Raw genomic sequence first — 18,300 nt, forward strand, 5'->3', positions numbered from 1 at the left:
CGGATCAAACTTTTTCACTAAGTACTTGTTCCAACTGATTGTGTGCCATGTTGATTCCCATTGCAAATGGCATCTTTAAAATTTGGTCCCTTTGTTCTACCGATTTGTAGAGGATGTGCATTTTGAGTTTTGATTGGTTCTCCGAAATATTTTGAAACTCAAAAAACTCAAGTTGGACGGGGAAACCTGTGTTTTCCATTTCAAAGGTTCGAACAAAACTTTCATTTTCGATCATATTAAGGAAAACTCCATTGGCTCGGAACAAAACGATCCCTTCGGGATTTTTGGTTTCAAAGATCCAACTACCATGGTTTTTTGCTTCAAACTGAAGGACCTTGTTTCCCATCCATTCTTCTATGAGTTCTGGTACTGTGTGAGCTTTATAAACTAAGGAGGCAGGTAAATCGAAGTTTCGTTCAATTTTTAACTCTTGTTTTCCATCTTCTGCATATATTTTTGTTTTGAGTTCCATATTCTTATCCTTTCGTTTTATAGTTTTTCATTACCGATTCCAATTTGTTAAAACGGTCATCCCATAGTTTTTGGAAAGGTTCAATGAAGTTTGCTATTTCTTTCATTTTGTTTGGGTTTAAGTGATAATACATCTCACGACCGTTAGGTTCTTTTTTTAACAATTCACATTCAGTTAAAATTTGTAAGTGTTTGGAAACGGTAGGTCTTTTGGTATCAAATTGGGAGGCAATGGCTCCTGCCGTCATGGACTGGGTGGCCACAAGGAGGAGGATGCCCCGCCTTGTGGGATCTGCAATTGCCTGAAAAACATCTCTTCGTAAATCCATTGTGTAGCCATTTGACTAATCAATGATATGTAGTCATTTGGCAACACTTTTTTTGATCGGGAGAGAGGTAGTTTTGGATTTGAATTAAGGGGGAATCCCGCGCCAGGGCAACGAAGGGCTTGGTCAGAGGAGGCGGGAGGCCGACGAGAGGACGGGAGCGAATGCGGACCCCGCAGTACGCCCGGTCGTTTCTTCAAAAGGAAGGTTGGTCTTACCAAAAGGATTCGAGGCGCCCACTCACAAAAAGAAAAAGTAGGCACTTGTCCCTTCAGAAGGATTGGTTGATTGTGAATTAAGTTTGAATTTAGGTTCTAACTATTTTTTTTGATTTTTTCTTCGACAAATGCTTTATAGGCGGGGCTTCCAAAACTTACGTCCATACGAATGATTTCTGGAGCAATGTAAGGATGACGTTTCATAATGTATTCTTCGATCGCATTGTACTTGTCAGCTTTTGCTTTGAGAAGGATTTTGTTTTCGGTATCGACCGTGATTTTTCCTTCCCATAAATAAACAAGTTCCACTTCTGGGAAGATGGTTCCGGAAATGATGATTCCTTGTTCTAACATTTCGGAGATATGTTCTTCGGCCATATCGCGATCGCCCATTGTGGTAAATACTAAGATTTCATCTGAAGCCATGAGGAGTCCTTCTTTGTTTTTACAAAGATCGGCTTTGAGTGGTGAAACCCTTATTCTTTGGGAGTTTTATTTTGTAAGTAAGATTGGATTCCTTCTTTCATTTGGTCGACCATTCCTGATTCACGAATAGAGCGGACCACTCGTTGCCAGAATTTGATTTTGCCTTCAAATTCATTCCAACCCAATTGTAAGTCCATCCGTTTGATTTTGAGTAACATCCGAAGTTCGGTCAGTGACATGTCCTTGGGATCTTTGTCTAAATAACGTTCATGGTCTTTTAGTGGATTGAATCGCATGGGATTATTTTTTCTTTAGAACAAGTGATAAAAAGAAAATTGCAAAAATTAAAAATCCAAACCCTGTTCCAAAACTGGCAAGGATGGGATCCCCAGCTGCTAGAAACTTTTGGATGCTTAAAAAAAGTCCGTACGAAACGTACGAGAGTCCCAAAAAAATAAGAAAGATAGAAGTGAAAACCCAAACAGAAGAAAGCACCAAATTTTTAATATAAATTTGGAGATTCTTCTGGATGTAGATCACCATCACTTCGCCATAGGCAAAAACCTTAGCGACTAAATCTTCGAAGGCGGATTTGATTCCGCCTTTTTTACGATGTTTTGTATGTTTCTCGTCCAATTATTTCTTCTTAAAAATTAGGCCAAGAGCAAGTCCAAGTCCAAGACCCACACCAAAACCAATGACGGCAGCTTTTTGTGGATGTTCCTTTACATAAGACCCTACGTTGTCGATGACTTCTTTTGCTTTGATAGAAGCCTCTTCACTTGCTTTACCTAACTTTTGTTTGATGTCGCTTACTTGTTCCATATACTTCTCCTTGGCTCTTTGTTCAATTTCTTTGGCTTTTTTCTCATACAACTTAATTTCGTCGATGAGGGATTTATCTCTTTTCACTTCTTCCATATTCTATAGTTCATTCAGGAACGACTATGTTCTCAAAGTTGTCAGTGAAACGGTATCCAATTCCCCAAATGGTTTCGATCCATTCTGGTTGTGCAGAGTTTTTTTCTAGTTTAGAACGAATGCGTTTGATATGACTGTCGATCATCCTTTCGAATCCATCCCATTCCACTCCCCAAACTGATTCTAAAATCATTTCGCGAGAAAAAACTTTTCCCGGTGATCCAGCTAATAGTTGTAAGATGTCAAATTCCTTTCTAGAAATATTGATGATGTTTTCGTTCAGAGTGACACGACGACGGATGGAATCAATTTTAAGTGCACCACGAATGATTTCTCCTGCTTGGCCCACATTTGGTTTGATCCCTATTTTTTTATCCCATCTACGAAAGAAAACATCCACTCGGGTTTTAAGTTCACGAACCGAAAAAGGTTTTGTGATGTAGTCATCAGCACCTAACTCAAGTCCCATGATGCGATCAATTTCTTCTGTCCTTGCGGAAAGGATAAAAATTGGAGTGCTTTCATCGGATTTTCGGATGCTACGGCAAATTTCCATACCATCAATATCCGGTAGAGAGAGATCCAGAATCACTAAATCAGGATGATTGGATTTGTAAAATTTCAAACCGTCTTCGCCATTTTCAAAAACGGAGGTTGTGTAGTGAGCAGAATCGAGAGATTTCCGGATTAGGTTCCCGATGTCCGGATCGTCCTCAATTACCAAAATATTTTTCATGTTTTTCCCTTGAGTTCTTTCTCAATTTGGTTCTTGTAGTAGAAAAAAAAAGTAAAAAATGGAATCAGGAACGCAAAGAGAAGCAAAATCGTGGGCAATGTTCGCCCTCTCTGGGCCAAAGTTACGCCCATTGGAAGTCACTGAGAAATTGGGCATCCAACCGGACTATTACCACGGAGCCGATGTAAAAGACATAGAAAATATGACAATTCCAAGTCATTGGCAGCTCAATTCTAAGTTAGGGCCTGAATTTCCTGTCCTCGATCATATTTGGAATTTGCTTAAAACCTTAGCACCTGTTCGTAAGAACCTAAAAGAATTCACTGAAAGTTACGAGTCGACCATTTACGTTTCGGTTGAGTTTGCATCTGAATTCACAAAAGGTGTGGTGCTCGACAAAAGGACTATGCTTTTGTTAGGTGAAATGGGCGTGAATTTAGAAATTATCCCCTGGGAACTCGATGGGACTCCCTAAAAATGGCCTCACTCGGAAAAACAAGTCGGATTAGGCCAAATCGTTTTAAGTAAATATAACCGGACAAAGGTAACCCAAGTAGGACAAGGACTCGTTTTTTCAAACGAAGGTCACGGGCAATATTTAAGAGTTTAGTAAGGAGTGTTAGGGGAAGGTAGGGCAGGTTCGAAAGGTCCATCTGGATATGTGATCTAGTTTGGAAGAACAACATGTGCATGACCGAATCCAATTCTTCTTCCAATTCGGGATGTACGTTCTTAGACAAAATGACAATTTCATACGCATTCTGAACTTCACGTACAGTGAGGTATTTCGTTTTTTTTGCCATTGGAGGTAATGGTATGGTTTCACTCTCAAAAGATACACTCATTTTTCGATCCCAAGTATTACGAAAGGTTCGTGAGATTTTATGGAGAGATGGTTTTTTGGAAGTGGATACTCCTACTTTAAAACCTGTTGTGGGGATGGAACCATATCTCGATCCATTTGAAGTACGTTCTCCCAGTGGACGAGAAAAAGGATATCTCATCACTTCTCCTGAATACTGTTTGAAACAAATGATGGCCAAAGGGATGACTCGTATCTTTGAATTGGCACATACTTACCGTTCTGGCGAGATGGGTAGCGGGTTTCATTCCAAAGAATTTTTGATGTTAGAACTTTATGCCAAAGGTATGGATGATTCTTCTTTGAGACAATTTATCGAAACGTTTTTAAGAGAATTGATTTTTGTTTTTGGAAAAGAAGAAGACCAAAAAAAATCATCTAGTCCCGAATGGATTCGCCATTTATCTGTGGAAGAGGTTTTTCTCCAAAATGTTGGTCATGGTTTTTTAAAAGAAGATTTATTACAAACGATAGAGGCAAAAAAACTCTCTTCTTCACCTATTTCGGAAATCATCCAATGGCCGTATGAAGATCTCTTTTTTTTGGTATTTCTCAATTTAGTTGAACCGAAGTTAGGGGAGGGAATTGTATTTTTATATGATTATCCCCCAGAATGTGCAGCACTTGCTAAAGTTGTGGATGGGGTGGCAAAACGATTTGAAATATATTGGGACGGCCTAGAGCTTGCAAACGCTTTTTATGAACTCAGTGATGTAAAAGAACAAAGGAAAAGATTTGCCGAAGAACAAGAGTTACGTTCTAAATTAGGGAAGGAAGTATTCCCGATGGATGAGGATTTTCTTAGATCTTTGGAGAATGGATTCCCTGATTGCGCCGGGATTTCTATTGGAATGGATCGATTGATATTGCGACTTTCCGGTAAACACGGGCTAGGTGATATTAGCCCGTATTGGATAGAAGTTTAAGTTTAATCTTCTTCTTGAAATTTTTCACAAGATTCTGGGACTTTTCCATCTTCTAAATCAGCACAAGAAAACGCAGCCATGTCTTTGGCACATTTTTTCATATCTTCCAAATCTTGTTTAGTGAGTTTTTTTGTGGGTTGGTTGTTTGCCGGTTTTTGGCCTTCTACCACGTAGTTTTTGTATCTAGATTCGCAGACGTTCCCATTCACAAATTGAGATTCGACCATCTTTCTTTGGTCGGCAGGAAGATCTTTTAACTTTTCTTTCATACACTCAGAAGTTTTTGCACACATTTTTTTAGAGAGTGCTTGGAATTCTTTCGCATCTTTTAATGTTTGTGCGGTGAGTAGGAGAGGGGTAAGTATTAGTAAAAAAATGGAAATTTTTTTCATACGAAAACCTTCCTTTAACAAAAGGCTTTCGTAAAGTTTTTTTTAACTAATTTTTAAAGTTGGACACCATTATCAACATCACAATCAAAAGTTACTTCTGAAAGTAAGCTGGTATCGTAGTAATTTCTGGTGACCATGCCGTTCCCGTAAGTTGAACCACGAATGACTCCTTTTGTACATCTACCAATTAAAGTTTTTGCTGCATTTTGAACTGCGCATGAATTAGCACTGGTGACTCCAGTTCCCAAATAAGTTGTGCAATAAGTATTAAGAAGTAAGCTGTTCACTGCATAATCATCACAGCGATTTTTGCCACTATAAGTATATGTGCAGCTTCCACCGCCTGAAGCTACAGCATTGTTTGCTGCGAAAAGGCGAATTCCGCCGCCAAATGATCCAGAATAATAGTAAGTTGATATTCTTACCCTGTAAGTACCTGGAGTTGAAAAATTGTATGCGTTAATTTGATGGTTATTGCTAAAATTTCTAGTTGCTTGTAGAAGTGCCGTTCTACCTGACTGAGGGTAGACACTTATTTCAGGTTTGACAACAGAAGATGAAATATCGGTTGAAGTTACAGAAAAAGTGTATTTTCCTGGGGTGTTGATGGTCACAGAAAAATCAGCAACAGGTGAAGAGGATGTGAGTGTAGCCGATAATCCAGTCCCGTTACCTGAAATGGTTCCTGAAACTGCTGGTACTGCAGTACAAAGATTGTAAATATAAGGAGTATTAATATTATATGCGTTGGCACAAAATAAGTTTGCCGCACATTCTGTATCTACAATGCATCTTTCTCCTGCCGCTTTCCCGCCACTACCACCGGAAGAACCTAAAGCTAATAAAGGGATTAGTGCAGTTGATTGGTCTTCTTTTTTTTCTGTTCCACAATTGAATGTAGAGCTGAAAGTTAATAATAACCAGATGATTGGAATGGTTTTAAATTTTAAATTTCTCATTTAACCCTTTGTTAGTTTATAATCTGCTAACGCATATTTATTGGTAATTAATCCCTGTCTTCTTTTTTTTAAAAAGCCAATCGAAAATAAATTGATTAATATCGGTAAATTCCCTACATTCTACGATTATGAAAAAACTTCCTATTTTGGTATTTCTCCTTTTCTTTCTAACAGGTCAGGTCTTTGCCCAAAACTTAACTTCCAGGAACCCAGTTGTTTTCCCATCTGAACCGACATCGTTAGAAGAATTCAAATCCCTTCAAACATCGGTTGCCACCACACCCGAAGGGGGAGCGGCCCTCCTTGTCCTTGCGATTTCTCTTTATGGGAAAAACCAAGAACTTGGAACGAAAGCTGTGACTCTTTCCGTTCTTTCTAAAAATAGACAAAAGTCTACGAAACCAACAGCAGTGGATGGAATGGAATTAGGGAATGGTGATAAATATCTTCTTGGTCAATTGGATAAATACAAAATGTTATCCAATGGTTATTGGAAAGGAGCAGAACCATCCAATGGATACACAGCAAGTTTGCCATTCACTGTAGATACATATACAAACCCTTATTCTGGTGAGGAATCCTCAGGCAAAATTAAACTTTTTGTGGCCACTCGCGGTGCTTCTAGTTTTCGGCCAGTGACTATGGAAAAAGATTCCGATGGGCTTTGGCGTGCAAAAGAAATGAGTTCTTTATTTGTCGGAATGATGCCAGCCAAATAGATGTTAGATTCTCTATTATCATTTCATCCAGTGGTTTTGGCATTACTTGCCACTGGGTTTACCTGGTTTTGTACAGCCTTTGGTGCTGGATTTGTTTTTTTCTTCCGCACAGTCCCAAGACCCGTTTTTAATGCTATGCTCGGTTTTGCTTCAGGCATTATGATTGCGGCGAGTTTTTGGTCTCTTCTATTACCATCAATTGAACTTTCAGAACGTGCCGGAAACCCTGCATGGCTCCATGTAAGTTTTGGTTTTCTATCAGGTGGTTTGTCTTTATATTTATTACATAAACTTCTTCCTCACCTTCATGTTGGATTGGAAGAAAATCGTCTGGAAGGTGGGAAGTCCTCTTTTCAAAGGAGTTTACTTCTAATTTTAGCAATCACACTTCATAATATCCCTGAAGGTTTGGCCGTTGGAGTCGCCTTTGGTGCGCTAGGTGATGGATTCACATATGAGGCATTGATGGCAGCAGTAGTGGTTGCTTTTGGAATTGGGATTCAAAATATTCCAGAGGGTGCTGCTGTTTCCATCCCATTGTTACGTGAAGGTTTTTCGGCCCGTAAAAGTTTTTGGTATGGGCAACTTTCTGGATTTGTAGAACCAATTGGTGGCTTACTTGGGGCAGCCCTTGTTTTTTATGTAGAAAGTATTTTGCCGTTTGCTTTATCGTTTGCTGCGGGGGCGATGATTTTTGTAGTGGTAGAGGAACTCATCCCAGAATCTCATACCGGAAAAGAAACGGAAATGTCAACTCTTGGTGCTATGTTTGGATTTGTTCTTATGATGGCTCTCGATGTTGGGCTTGGTTAAACTTCTGAAGTAACATGAATCCAAATACCTTTCTGACAAGTAGCAACTTATACGATTGGATCCCTACATGGGAACGAAATTTCTATGATTTTAAATAAACTTTCTCACTTCACGGGAGTTCATTGTGAAACAACAACTACAGGAACACTTCTAAAACATATTGGGATCGAACTTTCGGAGCCACTGTTATTTGGGATTGGAGAAGGTCTTAGTTTTATCTTTTGGAGTATGAAGTCGATGGATTTTCCCTTTATTGGTGGGCGAATCAAACCGGACGGGCTTACAGAAAATATAACTAAAAATCTAAATCTAAAATTAGAGATTAGGGAAACAACATCGAAACAAAAGGCCTGGTCATCGGTTCGGGATCTTGTAGATTCGGGAATACCTGTTGGTTTAAAATTGGATTGTTTTCATTTGGAATATTTTTCGAAACCCTTTCATTTTGCAGGTCATTATGCTGCTCTTTATGGGTATGATGAGATAAACGCTTATTTGGTGGATACAAAACAACAAGGGACCAAGGTACAAACTTCTTTAAAAAGTTTAGAATTGGCAAGAAGCGAAAAAGGACCAATGGCATCCAAAAATCTTTTTTATACCATTGGTCTGGGGAAAAAACAGGCTAACTTGGAGAAGGTTGTGGTCCTTGCGGCAAAAAATAATGCTCGTGAATACTTAAGTCCTCCTATTACGAACGTATCCTACAAAGGGATTAGAAAACTAGCATCCTATTTGGAGAAATGGTTTCTTACTTCCAAAGACATCCAAAGAGATTTTGAAACCACTGCTTTGATGATGGAAAAAGCAGGAACGGGCGGTGCTATTTTTCGCAATTTGTATCGGGACTTTCTTTTAGAAGCGTATGAGTTAACAAAAGATCCTATTTTTAAAAATTCTTTTCTTCAATTCAAAGAGATCGCAGACCACTGGACAAAAATTGCCTTTTTGTTTGATTCTTTAGGAAAAAAAGGGGAGGAGCGTTTGCTCAGTGAAATCAAGGTTCTTCTCCATTCGGTTGCTGATTTAGAATATAATACAATGAAGGAATTATCGAAATTAAAATAGGATCGAACAAACTCTTTCGCCAGCGATTGCAGCGGAAATCCTTTCGCAATTGCGAAAGATTGGAGCGTAAAGCGCGGTCGCATCTAACAAAAAATTATCCTTCCGGATAACAATGGCGAGGCGCCAAAAAAAGAGAAAAACAATCTATCTTTGGAGCCCGAAAAATTGACTCTTCTTTTTGGAACCTTTTTTTAAAACTGGGCAGTAACCATAAGATAAGCAAACTGTGCCGTTTTTGCAAATTGGTTTGTATAAGCTTGGGATTGAATCGTGCGGTCATTCACTTTGTTTTGGATGGCATCCCCCGCATAAATCATACTATACCCACATTCTAAAATTAAGTTTTGATATGGGACATTGTATTTAAAATCGAGTTCACGAAACAAACTTTTCCCAAGCATAGAAACGGGGCGATTGTTCCCAGTTCCATTTTCAGTAAGGACTTGGCTTGTATCGTATTGATTGTTTGTTATGGATTCTGTACTGGCACCTGATTTGGCTACACCAGCGATGTCATACCAACTGTCTTGGAGTTTGTGTTTTTCTATGGCAAAATAATCGATACGGAAAGATCCATAAGTTCCTAGGTTATAACTAGCGTTTACCGACTTTGATTTCATATTGACCCAACTCACTTGGTCAGCCATTCCATAAAACAAGTGATTGGTGTGAAATAGGTTTTGGAAACTGGCGATGGATCCATCTGTTCTGTTGGGATCACCGCTTCCCACATCATAGGCAACACCAACTCTCATTTTGCCAACCGTATAACCAAAGTCGGCACCAAAAGCATAGGTTTTGTATCTTTCCTTTTCTGAGTAGATACTTCGGTTGTAGTTTGTGTTTGTCAGTGGATCAAATAATGTAACTTCTGTTATATTGTAGTCCCATCTAGGTCTGATGGATTTCCCCGTGGTTCCTGTTTGCACTGCATATTCAAAGGAATAATCAAAAGCTTGTAGGGATTTTTTACCAGTTTGGGTTTTGTTGGTAAGCCTGATTCCATAGGTATGGAGGACGTCCCATCTACCAGCTCGTGATTCAGGTGTCCCCGTTTCGCCTGTGGTGAGGATGAGAGACTGGTTGGTTCGTAAATATTCTTTTTGTAATCCTAAATAATACAAATCAATGTGTAGATAGTCAGAGGGTTTGAGTGTATTATAAAAACCGGTGAAATAAGAATCACCTAACTCCTGTCTTTGGGCATCTAGTTTTGCCGTACAAGGTTTTGTACCATTGTAGGGACAATCCATATAAGTATTGTATTGGTTTTTGACGCCAAAGGAAGTTGTGTTCCCTGTTATATCGGAATGACGTTCGCTGACCGAGGTAACAAATATATGGGAAGATATATACTTGTCCTCCCATTTGATTCGGAGACCATCAAAACTCCTACCAACGTTTGTCCAATCGAGTGATCCCACCAAACGTTCGTCACCATATCGCAAAATTTGACGACCTGCTTGGATATGGAGAGGGAGGCCCAAATTATTTTTAACTTCTATATAGGCTTCGCGCACATCAGTGCTTTGCCTGGTCCCGTCGTTGGCAGTTGATAACCCTGTGAGGGAACCTTTTTCTGCACCCCATAACCTTGCATCTTGAAATGTGATTTTTGCAATTACATCTTTTGTGAATTCCTTTTGAACCCAAAATTGGATTTTCTGACCAGTGAAGTCTACATTGTCATTGGTGTTACGATTGAAATCAAAGTTATACTTCATTTCTGGACGAACACGGACAAGGGCACCAGCCGTGAATCCATCGGACCAAGATGGTGGAGGAGTCGGTTTTGTTTCTTCTTTGGGAGAAACTTCCAAGTTTGCTTTTTGCAATTGGTTTTGACTTGTGGGAGCTTCTGGGACTGGAGCCACCACGGTTTGGCCAAAGAGTTTGAAACTAATGAATAGATAAAAAGAGAATAGGGCAATTGGTAATCTTCGCTTCTGCATTTTCTTAAAGACCAGATTTACGGTCTTCTCCTATGAGAAGCGGGAATGCAAGAATCGTACGTTTTGAATCAAAAGTAGTAAAAAATGTGAAGAGTGCCTAGAATATTGGACAAATTGTATCTTTTCCTGGAGCACAGGAAAGATACAAGATTTGCCTTTCTAGAACAATCAGCTTATAGAATAAGGGATTTGATTGTTATTTTGAAAAATTGCGTAAGGCATGTACGAAAATTCGTAATGGCACAAAGTTTTCTATTTTGTAAAAGAAGGTCCCCTTGTTTTAAACTTTCCCTCTTCCTTTATTCCCAACTCACCACAACTTTTCCAAAATGTTTCCCTGTTTGTAAATACTCCAATGCTTGTGGGACTTCCTCCCAACCGAACACTTTGTCCACAACTGGTTTCATTTTATTTTGTTCGATGGCTCGGTTCATTTTTTCAAAATCAGCCCGACTCCCCACAATCACACCTTGGACTTTGACCCCTTGCATTAAAATGGGGTAGAGAGAGAGGCTCGATTCTCCACCAGCAAGGACACCGATAAGAGCAATGGTTCCGTACGGTTTGACACTCATCATGGATTTTTGCATGGTCCCAGCTCCTCCCACTTCAATGATGAGGTCAGCTCCCGCCATTTTTGTTGCTTTTCGGACATCTCTTTCCCAATTGGATTTGGTTGCATAGTTGATGGTTGCGTCAGCACCAAGAGTTTTGGCACGGGCCAATTTTTCATCACTAGATGAGGTGATGATGACTCTTGCTCCCATCATTTTTGCAAATTGTAGAGCAAATAAAGAAACACCGCCTGTTCCCAAACAAAGGACATCGGATCCAGGTTCAATCCCACCAAAATTAACAACGGCATTGTATGCTGTGAGACCAGCACAACCTAAGGTAGCAGCTTCTTTGTCTGTTAAATGACTTGGGGTAGCAACAAGTCCCTCTTCTTGGAATTTCCCATAGTTCGCTAAACAGCCGTCATGTGGACCGCCGAGGGTCGAACGAAGGTTGTCCATATTCGGTGCCCCATCCATCCACTTCTGTGCAAAGATGGGAAGGACTCGGTCTCCTTTTTTCCAAAGACTGACCTCTGATCCCACAGCTTCCACAACACCGGCTCCATCAGAACAGGGGACGAGGGGGAGTTTTTGTCTGGGGTTGTAAGTTCCAATCACCATTAAATAATCACGATAGTTGAGTGAAGTCGCTGTTAGGCGAACAAGTACTTCTTTGGGAGCCAGTGATTCAGAAAGATCTCTTGTTGTTTGTTTTAGGTTTTCTAATCCGAATGATCCTTGGATTTCCCATACTTTGTTTAACATATTCCCTCGTTCGATTTAGAATCAAAATTCACTCGTCAGATCCTCCTGTGTCCTTATCCTTTGTCGAGTGGGAATCAGAGGAAAGAGGCGTTATGAAAAAAGATTTTTGGAACGATAGGGTGGTAGTGATCACTGGAGCGACAAGTGGAATTGGGAAAGCATTGTATGAAGAATTGGCTAAAGTTCCCTGTGAATTGGTCCTTGTGGCAAGGCGAGCTACCGAAATCACCGAACCCAAAAACAAACACGAAGGTGCCATCATTCACCGAGTGGCTTGCGATCTTGCAGATCCCACTTCTGTATTGGATGCCACCGAGTGGATCCAAAAGAAAGTATCGAAAGTTGATGTATTATTCAACAACGCAGGGATTACGGCTCACGGTCGTTTTGATTCCCTTTCGATGGACGTGTATCGAAAAACGTTTGCTACAAATTTTTTTGGCCCCATCCAATTCATTCGAGGCCTTCTTTCCCTTCTTTTAGCTGCCAAAGGAAATATTGTCACCACATCCACTGTCTCCGCACTTTATGGAGTGCCGGGTCGTGCCGCTTATTCGGCCTCCAAGTCGGCTCTCCATGCAGCACTTGAATCCCTTCGGATCGAAAATCTAGAGTCGGGACTTGGTGTGTCTCTTGTTTGTGTACCTTATACGGACACAGCTTTAAGAACTTCCGGTCTTGATGCGAGTGGAGGAGTTTTATCAGAAGCTCCTGCCAAAGGAAAACGAAAAAGCGCAAAAGAGGTGGCTCATGTTTTGATGTCTGTGGCCAAAGACAAAGAAGCAAGACTTGTGACATTCAATCTGTCCGGTAAATTTTTGGAATGGATGCGATTTTTCTCTCCGAAATTTTTAGAAAAAATTCTTTATAAAAAACTTTATGAGGACTTCAAACCACATTGAACTCTGTCTAAACCAAGGTATAGGGAGAGGATCTATCCTTTGGAAAATTTATTATTTTCGTATTTAGCAGCTGTTATATTTGCATTTTTCTTTATGAGTCTCATGTGGTTTTGGGGAAAGTCGAGAGACAACTACGCAGTCATTGATGTGGGTTGGGGACTTGTCATCGCAGGGATTGCCAGTGTCCTTGTCTTTTTTGGGACGGGAACTGTGTTTGCAAAATGGGCAGTGCTTGTCCCCGTTTGGATTTGGGCTCTTCGTTTATCAGGTTTTCTTTACTTCACTCGCATTCGTACAAACCATCCAGAAGACAAACGATACGCCGGATTCCGAAAGGAATACGGTGACAAAGTCCACCAAAAGATGTTTACCAATGTATTTATGTTACAAGGGTTTTTGGCACTGCTACTTTCGTTCCCTTTTTACTTTGCCGCCAAGTGGAACCTATTTCCAAACTCTGGGATGATGGGACCTAACGGATATTTAATGGTATTCATTGGTTGGGTTTTATTTTTTGTAGGAGTGATTGGGGAAGGAATTGCTGATCGTGATCTTCATCAGTTTGTGGCCGATCCAAAGAACAAAGGTAAGGTTTGTAACCTTGGCCTTTGGAAATACACAAGACATCCCAATTATTTTTTTGAATGGGTGATTTGGATGGGGATTGGGATCATTCCGATTCTTTCTGCGCCAGAAGCCCTAATATCACTCTTTACTCCAATTTTTATGTTTGTATTGTTACGATTTGTTTCCGGTGTCCCATTTGCAGAAAAATATTCGCTTCTTTCTAAAGGTGAAGTTTTTCGCGAATACATGCGCACCACAAATGCATTTTTCCCTTGGTTTCCAAAACAAAAATAATAAAGGATAAAACATGAATTTTACTGATTCTTCAAAGAAAGAAGAGGGTTCTTCTTTTAATATCAACTCACTATTGGAAAAGGATATTTTCCCTGATTGGCTCATTCGGTTTCGCATCCGACAACTTTTGAACCTGCGAATCAAACAAGAGCGAAAAGAAAATGCCACATCCCAACTCCAACATAAAATGAATTATGTAAACGAGTTAAAAAAATCTCCCATTGCTGTACATACAGATGCAGCTAACGAACAACACTATGAAGTCCCTAGTGATTTTTTTACCTATGTGATGGGTCCAAGGATGAAATACTCTTCTGGATATTGGCCAACTCTCGATACAAGTTTTGCTGAATCAGAAGAAGAAATGTTGCGAATCACTGTGGAGCGGGCAGAGATTAAAAACGGAATGCGAGTTCTCGACTTAGGTTGTGGTTGGGGGAGTATCTCCCTCTACATTGCAGAAAAATTTCCAAAATCTAAGGTCACAGGTGTTTCCAATTCTCGTACACAAAAAGAGTTTATCGACAAACGAGCCAAAGAGCGGGGTTTAAAAAATCTTACCATCATCACAAAAGACATGAATGATTTTACCACCAAAGACAAGTTTGATCGGATTGTTTCTGTAGAGATGTTAGAACATATGAAAAACTATGAGAAACTATTTGAAAAACTATCTAAGTTTCTTGTGGCCGATGGAAAGTTTTTTGTACATATCTTCACTCATAAAGAGTTTGCCTATCCATTCGAAGTGATCGATGAAACCGATTGGATGGCAAAGTACTTCTTTACTGGTGGGCAGATGCCTTCGGATGATTTGTTTTTATACTTCCAAAAAGATTTTCTAATCGAAAACCATTGGGTGGTAAATGGAACTCATTATGCGAGAACGAGTGAAGCTTGGTATGACAATATGATAGATAACAAGGATAAACTATTGCCTATCCTTGCGAGTACTTACGGCGAAAAAGAAAAAACCAAATGGTTTGTGTATTGGAAAGTTTTCTTTCTCGCCTGTGCAGAGTTATGGGGTTATCGAAACGGGGAAGAGTGGTTTGTCAGCCACTACTTGTTTCGAAAACGCTGAGTTTTTTTCCCAGCTGCCTTAACGTAAACGCCACCTTCTTTTTTAGAAGAGGGTGAGCTAGAACGGCGGGAATCCCCACTTCGTTCACTACGTTCTTTTCGCTCTCCGCGTTCACTCCTCTCTCCTCTTTCGCTTCTGTCACTATTGGACCTTCCGCCACGGTAACCACCGCGACCGCCACCAGATCCGCCTGCATCATCGCGACGTCGTCTTCCACCAGATCCACCGCCAGGAGGAGTTTCACTCCATTCTCCAGGTGTTTTCCCGATTTTTTCCGGGCCACTGATTTTGGTTTTATCCAACATATTGGAAAGTAGTTTCAAAGCCACAGAACGTTTGTCGTCTAACTTTAAAAGTTTTTCTAAAACTTCTTCTGCATCGGCATGGACATCTGATTCGACTACTTTGTTTAAGAAATCTTCTTCTCTTCTTGCGAGTACTTCCTTTTTGGTAGGAAGAGCAGCAATGGTAAGATTGGTTCCAGAAGTTCCTTTGAGTCGGAGAAGGGCACGAGATTCTCTTGTTGTCACAAGAGTCACAGCCTTTCCTGATTTCCCAGCGCGACCTGTACGACCAATTCGGTGCGTATAACTTTCGCTATCGAAAGGGAGGTGGTAGTTGATCACAAGAGATAAATCTTTTACATCAAGACCACGTGCAGCCACATCTGTTGCCACAAGGATCTTAACTCGGCCATCGTGGAGGCTTTTTAAAACTTGTTCTCTTTGTTTTTGGTTTAGATCTCCGTGGAGTGCTTCCACAGGATACCCTTTGAAACCAAGAGTTGCTTTTAAATCATCTGCTTCTTTTTTTGTTTTTGTGAAGATGATTGCCTTATATGGATTTTCATAATCCAAAATTCGGACAACAGCAATTTCTCGTTCTGCTTCATCAATCACGTAGTACACTTGTTCGATGTTCTTAGAAGATTTTTCAGTAGGAGCAATCTTTACATGAGCAGGGTGCGTTTGGTATTTACTTGCCAACTTTTTAATCGGCTCCGGCATAGTTGCGGAGAAAAGTAAAGTTTGTCTTTGGGTTGGCAGTAGATTAAAGATGGATTCAATATCGTCCATAAAACCCATGTCGAGCATTTCATCTGCTTCATCCAAAATCACCATAGAAGGTTTGAAGTTTTTAAGTTCTTTTCCTTTGAGAAGGTCGAGAAGTCTTCCTGGTGTTGCAACAGCAACTTGGGCACCTTTGGCCACTTGTGTGATTTGTTTAGAATAGGAACTTCCACCGTAAATGGTAGTGGTTTTGATTCCTAAATGTTTTCCCAGTTTATACAATTCATCAGATACTTGTAACGCGAGTTCACGAGTGGGTGTGAGGACAAGCACTTGCATGCCATCATTCACATTGATTCGGTTCAAACAGGGGAGTCCGTAAGCTGCAGTTTTCCCGGTACCGGTCTGCGCTTGTGCGATTAAATCTTTTCCTTCCAATACGAGCGGAATCGCTTGTTTTTGGATAGGGCTTGGTGATTCGAAGCCTGCTTCAGTGATTCCTTGTAGTATTTCAGGACGTAATCCGAAGGATTGGAAGTCATTTCCAACTTCGGTGTCATTCTTAGTCATGGAAATAGGATACAATAAAAAAATGGTCTAAAAAAGAAAGGGAAAAATATCTAAAAGGTCAAGGTCTCTTTCCTGCTATTTCTCCCAGATGGAGGTACAATTCTTCCTTCAGGTAGGGTTTAGGCATAAAATAGTCAAATCCCGAAGCTAAAATCAGGTTTTTTTCTTCCGGCATACAAAGTCCAGTGCAAGCAAAAAGAACAGGGCGATTGGATTTCCCGGAGAGGGATTTTGCAATTTCAGTTCCATGTTTTCCGGGCATCTCAATGTCCAAAAAAGCAATGTCAAATTGGGAATGGTCGAGTTCCCTTTGTGTATCAATTCCGTTATTTGTTTCGATGATTTCTGTTGGAAGGGATTTGAGATAACTTCTGAGGACTTTTCGATTCAGTTCATTGTCATCGGCAATCAAAACTCTTAGAGTTTTATGAAACTCTGGTTCTGTGGATTCCAGTTTTCTTTTCTTTTCGGTGTTGAGATTTGGGTTTTCTTCTTTTTTCCAAACAACAGGAATTTGCACTTTGAAACGGGAACCTTTGCCTAGTTCGGATTCTACTTCTATACTCCCACCTAACTCTTCTAAGGAGAGTTTTACGATCGATAATCCAAGACCCGATCCAGAGATTTCGCAACCTTCTGGTAGAAATTCGTTGTACTTTTGAAAGAGTTTGTTTTTTACTTCAGGAGAAATTCCAGGTCCTGTGTCTTTGATATGGATATGCAGAATGGCGTTTGATTCTGTTTTGTTTTCTAAATCAACAAAACATTGGACGCCTCCCTTTGCAGTAAATTTAACCGCATTTGCAGTTAAATTCCAAATGATCTTTTCTAATTTTCGTTTGTCAGATAAAAGAAAAGTTTGCTCTGAAACATTGTTATTTAATTTAAATTCAATTTTTTTTCGTTTTGTTTCTTGGATAAAAAATAAATCAAAAACCGATAAACATTGACCCAAATGGAACCACTCATTGTTTAAAGAACTGGCACTTTCCTCTAATCTTGACAGTTCAATGGTATCATTGACTAAATGTAAAATTACTTCTCCGGCATTTTTGATATGATCCACATAACCAAGAACCGTAGGATTGATTTCTGTATCTCGAATCATTTCAGACATACCAAGGAGAGAGTTTAAAGGGTTTCGGATGTCATGGCTGATGGCTGCGATAAAATCTCGTTTTGCTGCAGTGGCCCTTTCGGCTGAATGTTTTTCAATTTCTAATCTGTCCCTGTCTTTCCGCATTTGTAGCAAACGAACTGTTTGTTTCCCAAGTAACTTTAACATTTGGATTTGTTCTGGATTCAGTTCTCTCGGTTTGTTATCAATGACACAAAGAGTTCCAAGTTTGATTTGGTCATCTAAAGCTAAAGGAATCCCTGCATAAAAAATGACATTTGGATCTTCGTCAACCAGAGGGTTGTTTTGAAAACGTAGGTCTTCCTTTGCATTCGGTATTAAAAAAAGATCATTCTCTAAAATAGCATGGGAACAAAAGGCAAGGGACCTAGGTGTTTCCCGTGAGTTCAATCCATGATGAGATTTGAACCACTGTCTTGTTTCATCGATTAGGCTAACAAGCGAAATAGGAACATTACAAATTAGGGATGCAAGTTTTGTGATTTCATCAAACATCTCTTCTTCTGGAGTATCGAGGATTTCGAGCCCTTTTAATGCCAAAAGGCGAGCTGCCTCATTCTTTGGTAAAGGAGCAATCAACATACGAAGTTTAGACGAAATTATTTTTGCATAGAAGAAAGCTAA

The 18,300-nt window shown here is 40.0% G+C and carries 22 protein-coding genes; 8 read left to right on the forward strand and 14 right to left on the reverse strand.

Annotation, left to right across the window (positions count from 1 at the left end):
* Positions 1 to 4: 4 nt before the first annotated feature.
* The 7 genes from EHR01_RS08720 to EHR01_RS08750 all read right to left on the reverse strand — a co-directional run bounded on the left by EHR01_RS08720 (position 5) and on the right by EHR01_RS08750 (position 3,098).
* Entirely contained in the window at positions 5 to 472 is a 468-nt protein-coding gene (locus EHR01_RS08720; protein WP_135694340.1) for an SRPBCC family protein, read from the reverse strand.
* A 4-nt stretch (positions 473 to 476) separates the two neighbouring features.
* The gene (locus tag EHR01_RS08725) at positions 477 to 800 is read right to left on the reverse strand and encodes an ArsR/SmtB family transcription factor (RefSeq protein ID WP_135694342.1); all 324 of its coding nucleotides are present in this window, start codon (positions 798 to 800) and stop codon (positions 477 to 479) included.
* Positions 801 to 1,111: 311 nt separating this feature from the next.
* Complete coding sequence (cutA, locus tag EHR01_RS08730) at positions 1,112 to 1,441, reverse strand: divalent-cation tolerance protein CutA (RefSeq protein ID WP_135694344.1); 330 nt, start codon at positions 1,439 to 1,441, stop codon at positions 1,112 to 1,114.
* Positions 1,442 to 1,491: 50 nt separating this feature from the next.
* On the reverse strand, positions 1,492 to 1,737 hold the full coding sequence (locus EHR01_RS08735) for a hypothetical protein (RefSeq protein WP_135694346.1): 246 nt from the start codon (positions 1,735 to 1,737) through the stop codon (positions 1,492 to 1,494).
* A 4-nt stretch (positions 1,738 to 1,741) separates the two neighbouring features.
* A complete protein-coding gene (locus EHR01_RS08740; protein WP_135694348.1) occupies positions 1,742 to 2,077 on the reverse strand; it encodes an LBF_4227 family protein in 336 nt (111 codons plus the stop codon).
* The gene (locus EHR01_RS08745; protein WP_135694350.1) at positions 2,078 to 2,362 is read right to left on the reverse strand and encodes a DUF883 family protein; all 285 of its coding nucleotides are present in this window, start codon (positions 2,360 to 2,362) and stop codon (positions 2,078 to 2,080) included.
* A 10-nt stretch (positions 2,363 to 2,372) separates the two neighbouring features.
* On the reverse strand, positions 2,373 to 3,098 hold the full coding sequence (locus tag EHR01_RS08750; RefSeq protein WP_004788085.1) for a response regulator transcription factor: 726 nt from the start codon (positions 3,096 to 3,098) through the stop codon (positions 2,373 to 2,375).
* A gap of 58 nt (positions 3,099 to 3,156) precedes the next feature.
* On the opposite strand from EHR01_RS08750, the gene EHR01_RS08755 reads away from it, so the two are divergent.
* Positions 3,157 to 3,573, forward strand: coding sequence for a DUF4279 domain-containing protein (locus EHR01_RS08755; protein ID WP_135694352.1), 417 nt, complete (start codon positions 3,157 to 3,159; stop codon positions 3,571 to 3,573).
* On the opposite strand, the gene EHR01_RS08760 is transcribed toward EHR01_RS08755, so the two are convergent.
* Positions 3,542 to 3,943, reverse strand: coding sequence for a hypothetical protein (locus tag EHR01_RS08760; protein WP_244310036.1), 402 nt, complete (start codon positions 3,941 to 3,943; stop codon positions 3,542 to 3,544). The two genes, EHR01_RS08755 and EHR01_RS08760, sit on opposite strands and share 32 nt — an antisense overlap.
* On the opposite strand from EHR01_RS08760, the gene EHR01_RS08765 reads away from it, so the two are divergent.
* Positions 3,915 to 4,886, forward strand: a complete 972-nt coding sequence (locus EHR01_RS08765) for an amino acid--tRNA ligase-related protein (protein ID WP_135694354.1) — start codon at positions 3,915 to 3,917, stop codon at positions 4,884 to 4,886. The genes EHR01_RS08760 and EHR01_RS08765 overlap by 29 nt on opposite strands.
* Before the next feature lie 2 nt (positions 4,887 to 4,888).
* On the opposite strand, the gene EHR01_RS08770 is transcribed toward EHR01_RS08765, so the two are convergent.
* Together EHR01_RS08770 and EHR01_RS08775 are read right to left on the reverse strand one after the other, a co-directional pair.
* Positions 4,889 to 5,278, reverse strand: a complete 390-nt coding sequence (locus EHR01_RS08770) for an LA_2478/LA_2722/LA_4182 family protein (RefSeq protein WP_135694356.1) — start codon at positions 5,276 to 5,278, stop codon at positions 4,889 to 4,891.
* 53 nt (positions 5,279 to 5,331) lie between these two features.
* Positions 5,332 to 6,237 (reverse strand): hypothetical protein, encoded by a 906-nt coding sequence (locus EHR01_RS08775; protein WP_135694357.1) that lies wholly within the window; start codon positions 6,235 to 6,237, stop codon positions 5,332 to 5,334.
* A gap of 128 nt (positions 6,238 to 6,365) precedes the next feature.
* Between EHR01_RS08775 and EHR01_RS08780 the strand changes: the two genes are divergently transcribed.
* The 3 genes from EHR01_RS08780 (at position 6,366) to EHR01_RS08790 (ending at position 8,837) form a co-directional block, all read left to right on the forward strand.
* Positions 6,366 to 6,956 carry a DUF6935 domain-containing protein gene (locus EHR01_RS08780; RefSeq protein ID WP_135694359.1) on the forward strand — a complete coding sequence of 197 codons (591 nt, stop codon included), beginning with the start codon at positions 6,366 to 6,368 and terminating at the stop codon, positions 6,954 to 6,956.
* Positions 6,957 to 7,769: a ZIP family metal transporter gene (locus EHR01_RS08785; RefSeq protein WP_135694360.1), complete on the forward strand. Its 813-nt coding sequence runs from the start codon at positions 6,957 to 6,959 to the stop codon at positions 7,767 to 7,769.
* Between the two features lie 84 nt (positions 7,770 to 7,853).
* Positions 7,854 to 8,837, forward strand: a complete 984-nt coding sequence (locus tag EHR01_RS08790; protein ID WP_135694362.1) for a BtrH N-terminal domain-containing protein — start codon at positions 7,854 to 7,856, stop codon at positions 8,835 to 8,837.
* Positions 8,838 to 9,028: 191 nt separating this feature from the next.
* On the opposite strand, the gene EHR01_RS08795 is transcribed toward EHR01_RS08790, so the two are convergent.
* Positions 9,029 to 10,789 (reverse strand): alginate export family protein, encoded by a 1,761-nt coding sequence (locus EHR01_RS08795; protein ID WP_135694364.1) that lies wholly within the window; start codon positions 10,787 to 10,789, stop codon positions 9,029 to 9,031.
* A 299-nt stretch (positions 10,790 to 11,088) separates the two neighbouring features.
* Positions 11,089 to 12,111, reverse strand: coding sequence for a zinc-dependent alcohol dehydrogenase family protein (locus tag EHR01_RS08800; protein WP_135694365.1), 1,023 nt, complete (start codon positions 12,109 to 12,111; stop codon positions 11,089 to 11,091).
* Positions 12,112 to 12,203: 92 nt separating this feature from the next.
* Between EHR01_RS08800 and EHR01_RS08805 the strand changes: the two genes are divergently transcribed.
* Genes EHR01_RS08805 through EHR01_RS08815 form a run of 3 tightly spaced genes read left to right on the forward strand, consistent with a single transcriptional unit; the run spans position 12,204 to position 14,958 of the window.
* Positions 12,204 to 13,013 carry an SDR family NAD(P)-dependent oxidoreductase gene (locus tag EHR01_RS08805; protein WP_135694367.1) on the forward strand — a complete coding sequence of 270 codons (810 nt, stop codon included), beginning with the start codon at positions 12,204 to 12,206 and terminating at the stop codon, positions 13,011 to 13,013.
* A gap of 39 nt (positions 13,014 to 13,052) precedes the next feature.
* Positions 13,053 to 13,874 carry a DUF1295 domain-containing protein gene (locus tag EHR01_RS08810; RefSeq protein ID WP_135694369.1) on the forward strand — a complete coding sequence of 274 codons (822 nt, stop codon included), beginning with the start codon at positions 13,053 to 13,055 and terminating at the stop codon, positions 13,872 to 13,874.
* Between the two features lie 13 nt (positions 13,875 to 13,887).
* The gene (locus EHR01_RS08815; protein ID WP_135694371.1) at positions 13,888 to 14,958 is read left to right on the forward strand and encodes an SAM-dependent methyltransferase; all 1,071 of its coding nucleotides are present in this window, start codon (positions 13,888 to 13,890) and stop codon (positions 14,956 to 14,958) included.
* On the opposite strand, the gene EHR01_RS08820 is transcribed toward EHR01_RS08815, so the two are convergent.
* Together EHR01_RS08820 and EHR01_RS08825 are read right to left on the reverse strand one after the other, a co-directional pair.
* The gene (locus EHR01_RS08820; protein WP_135694373.1) at positions 14,937 to 16,538 is read right to left on the reverse strand and encodes a DEAD/DEAH box helicase; all 1,602 of its coding nucleotides are present in this window, start codon (positions 16,536 to 16,538) and stop codon (positions 14,937 to 14,939) included. The two genes, EHR01_RS08815 and EHR01_RS08820, sit on opposite strands and share 22 nt — an antisense overlap.
* Positions 16,539 to 16,596: 58 nt before the next feature.
* Positions 16,597 to 18,258, reverse strand: a complete 1,662-nt coding sequence (locus EHR01_RS08825) for an ATP-binding response regulator (protein ID WP_135694375.1) — start codon at positions 18,256 to 18,258, stop codon at positions 16,597 to 16,599.
* Positions 18,259 to 18,300 lie beyond the last annotated feature (42 nt).

Origin of the sequence: Leptospira mtsangambouensis (assembly GCF_004770475.1) — a bacterium.
Lineage (GTDB): Bacteria > Spirochaetota > Leptospiria > Leptospirales > Leptospiraceae > Leptospira_A > Leptospira_A mtsangambouensis.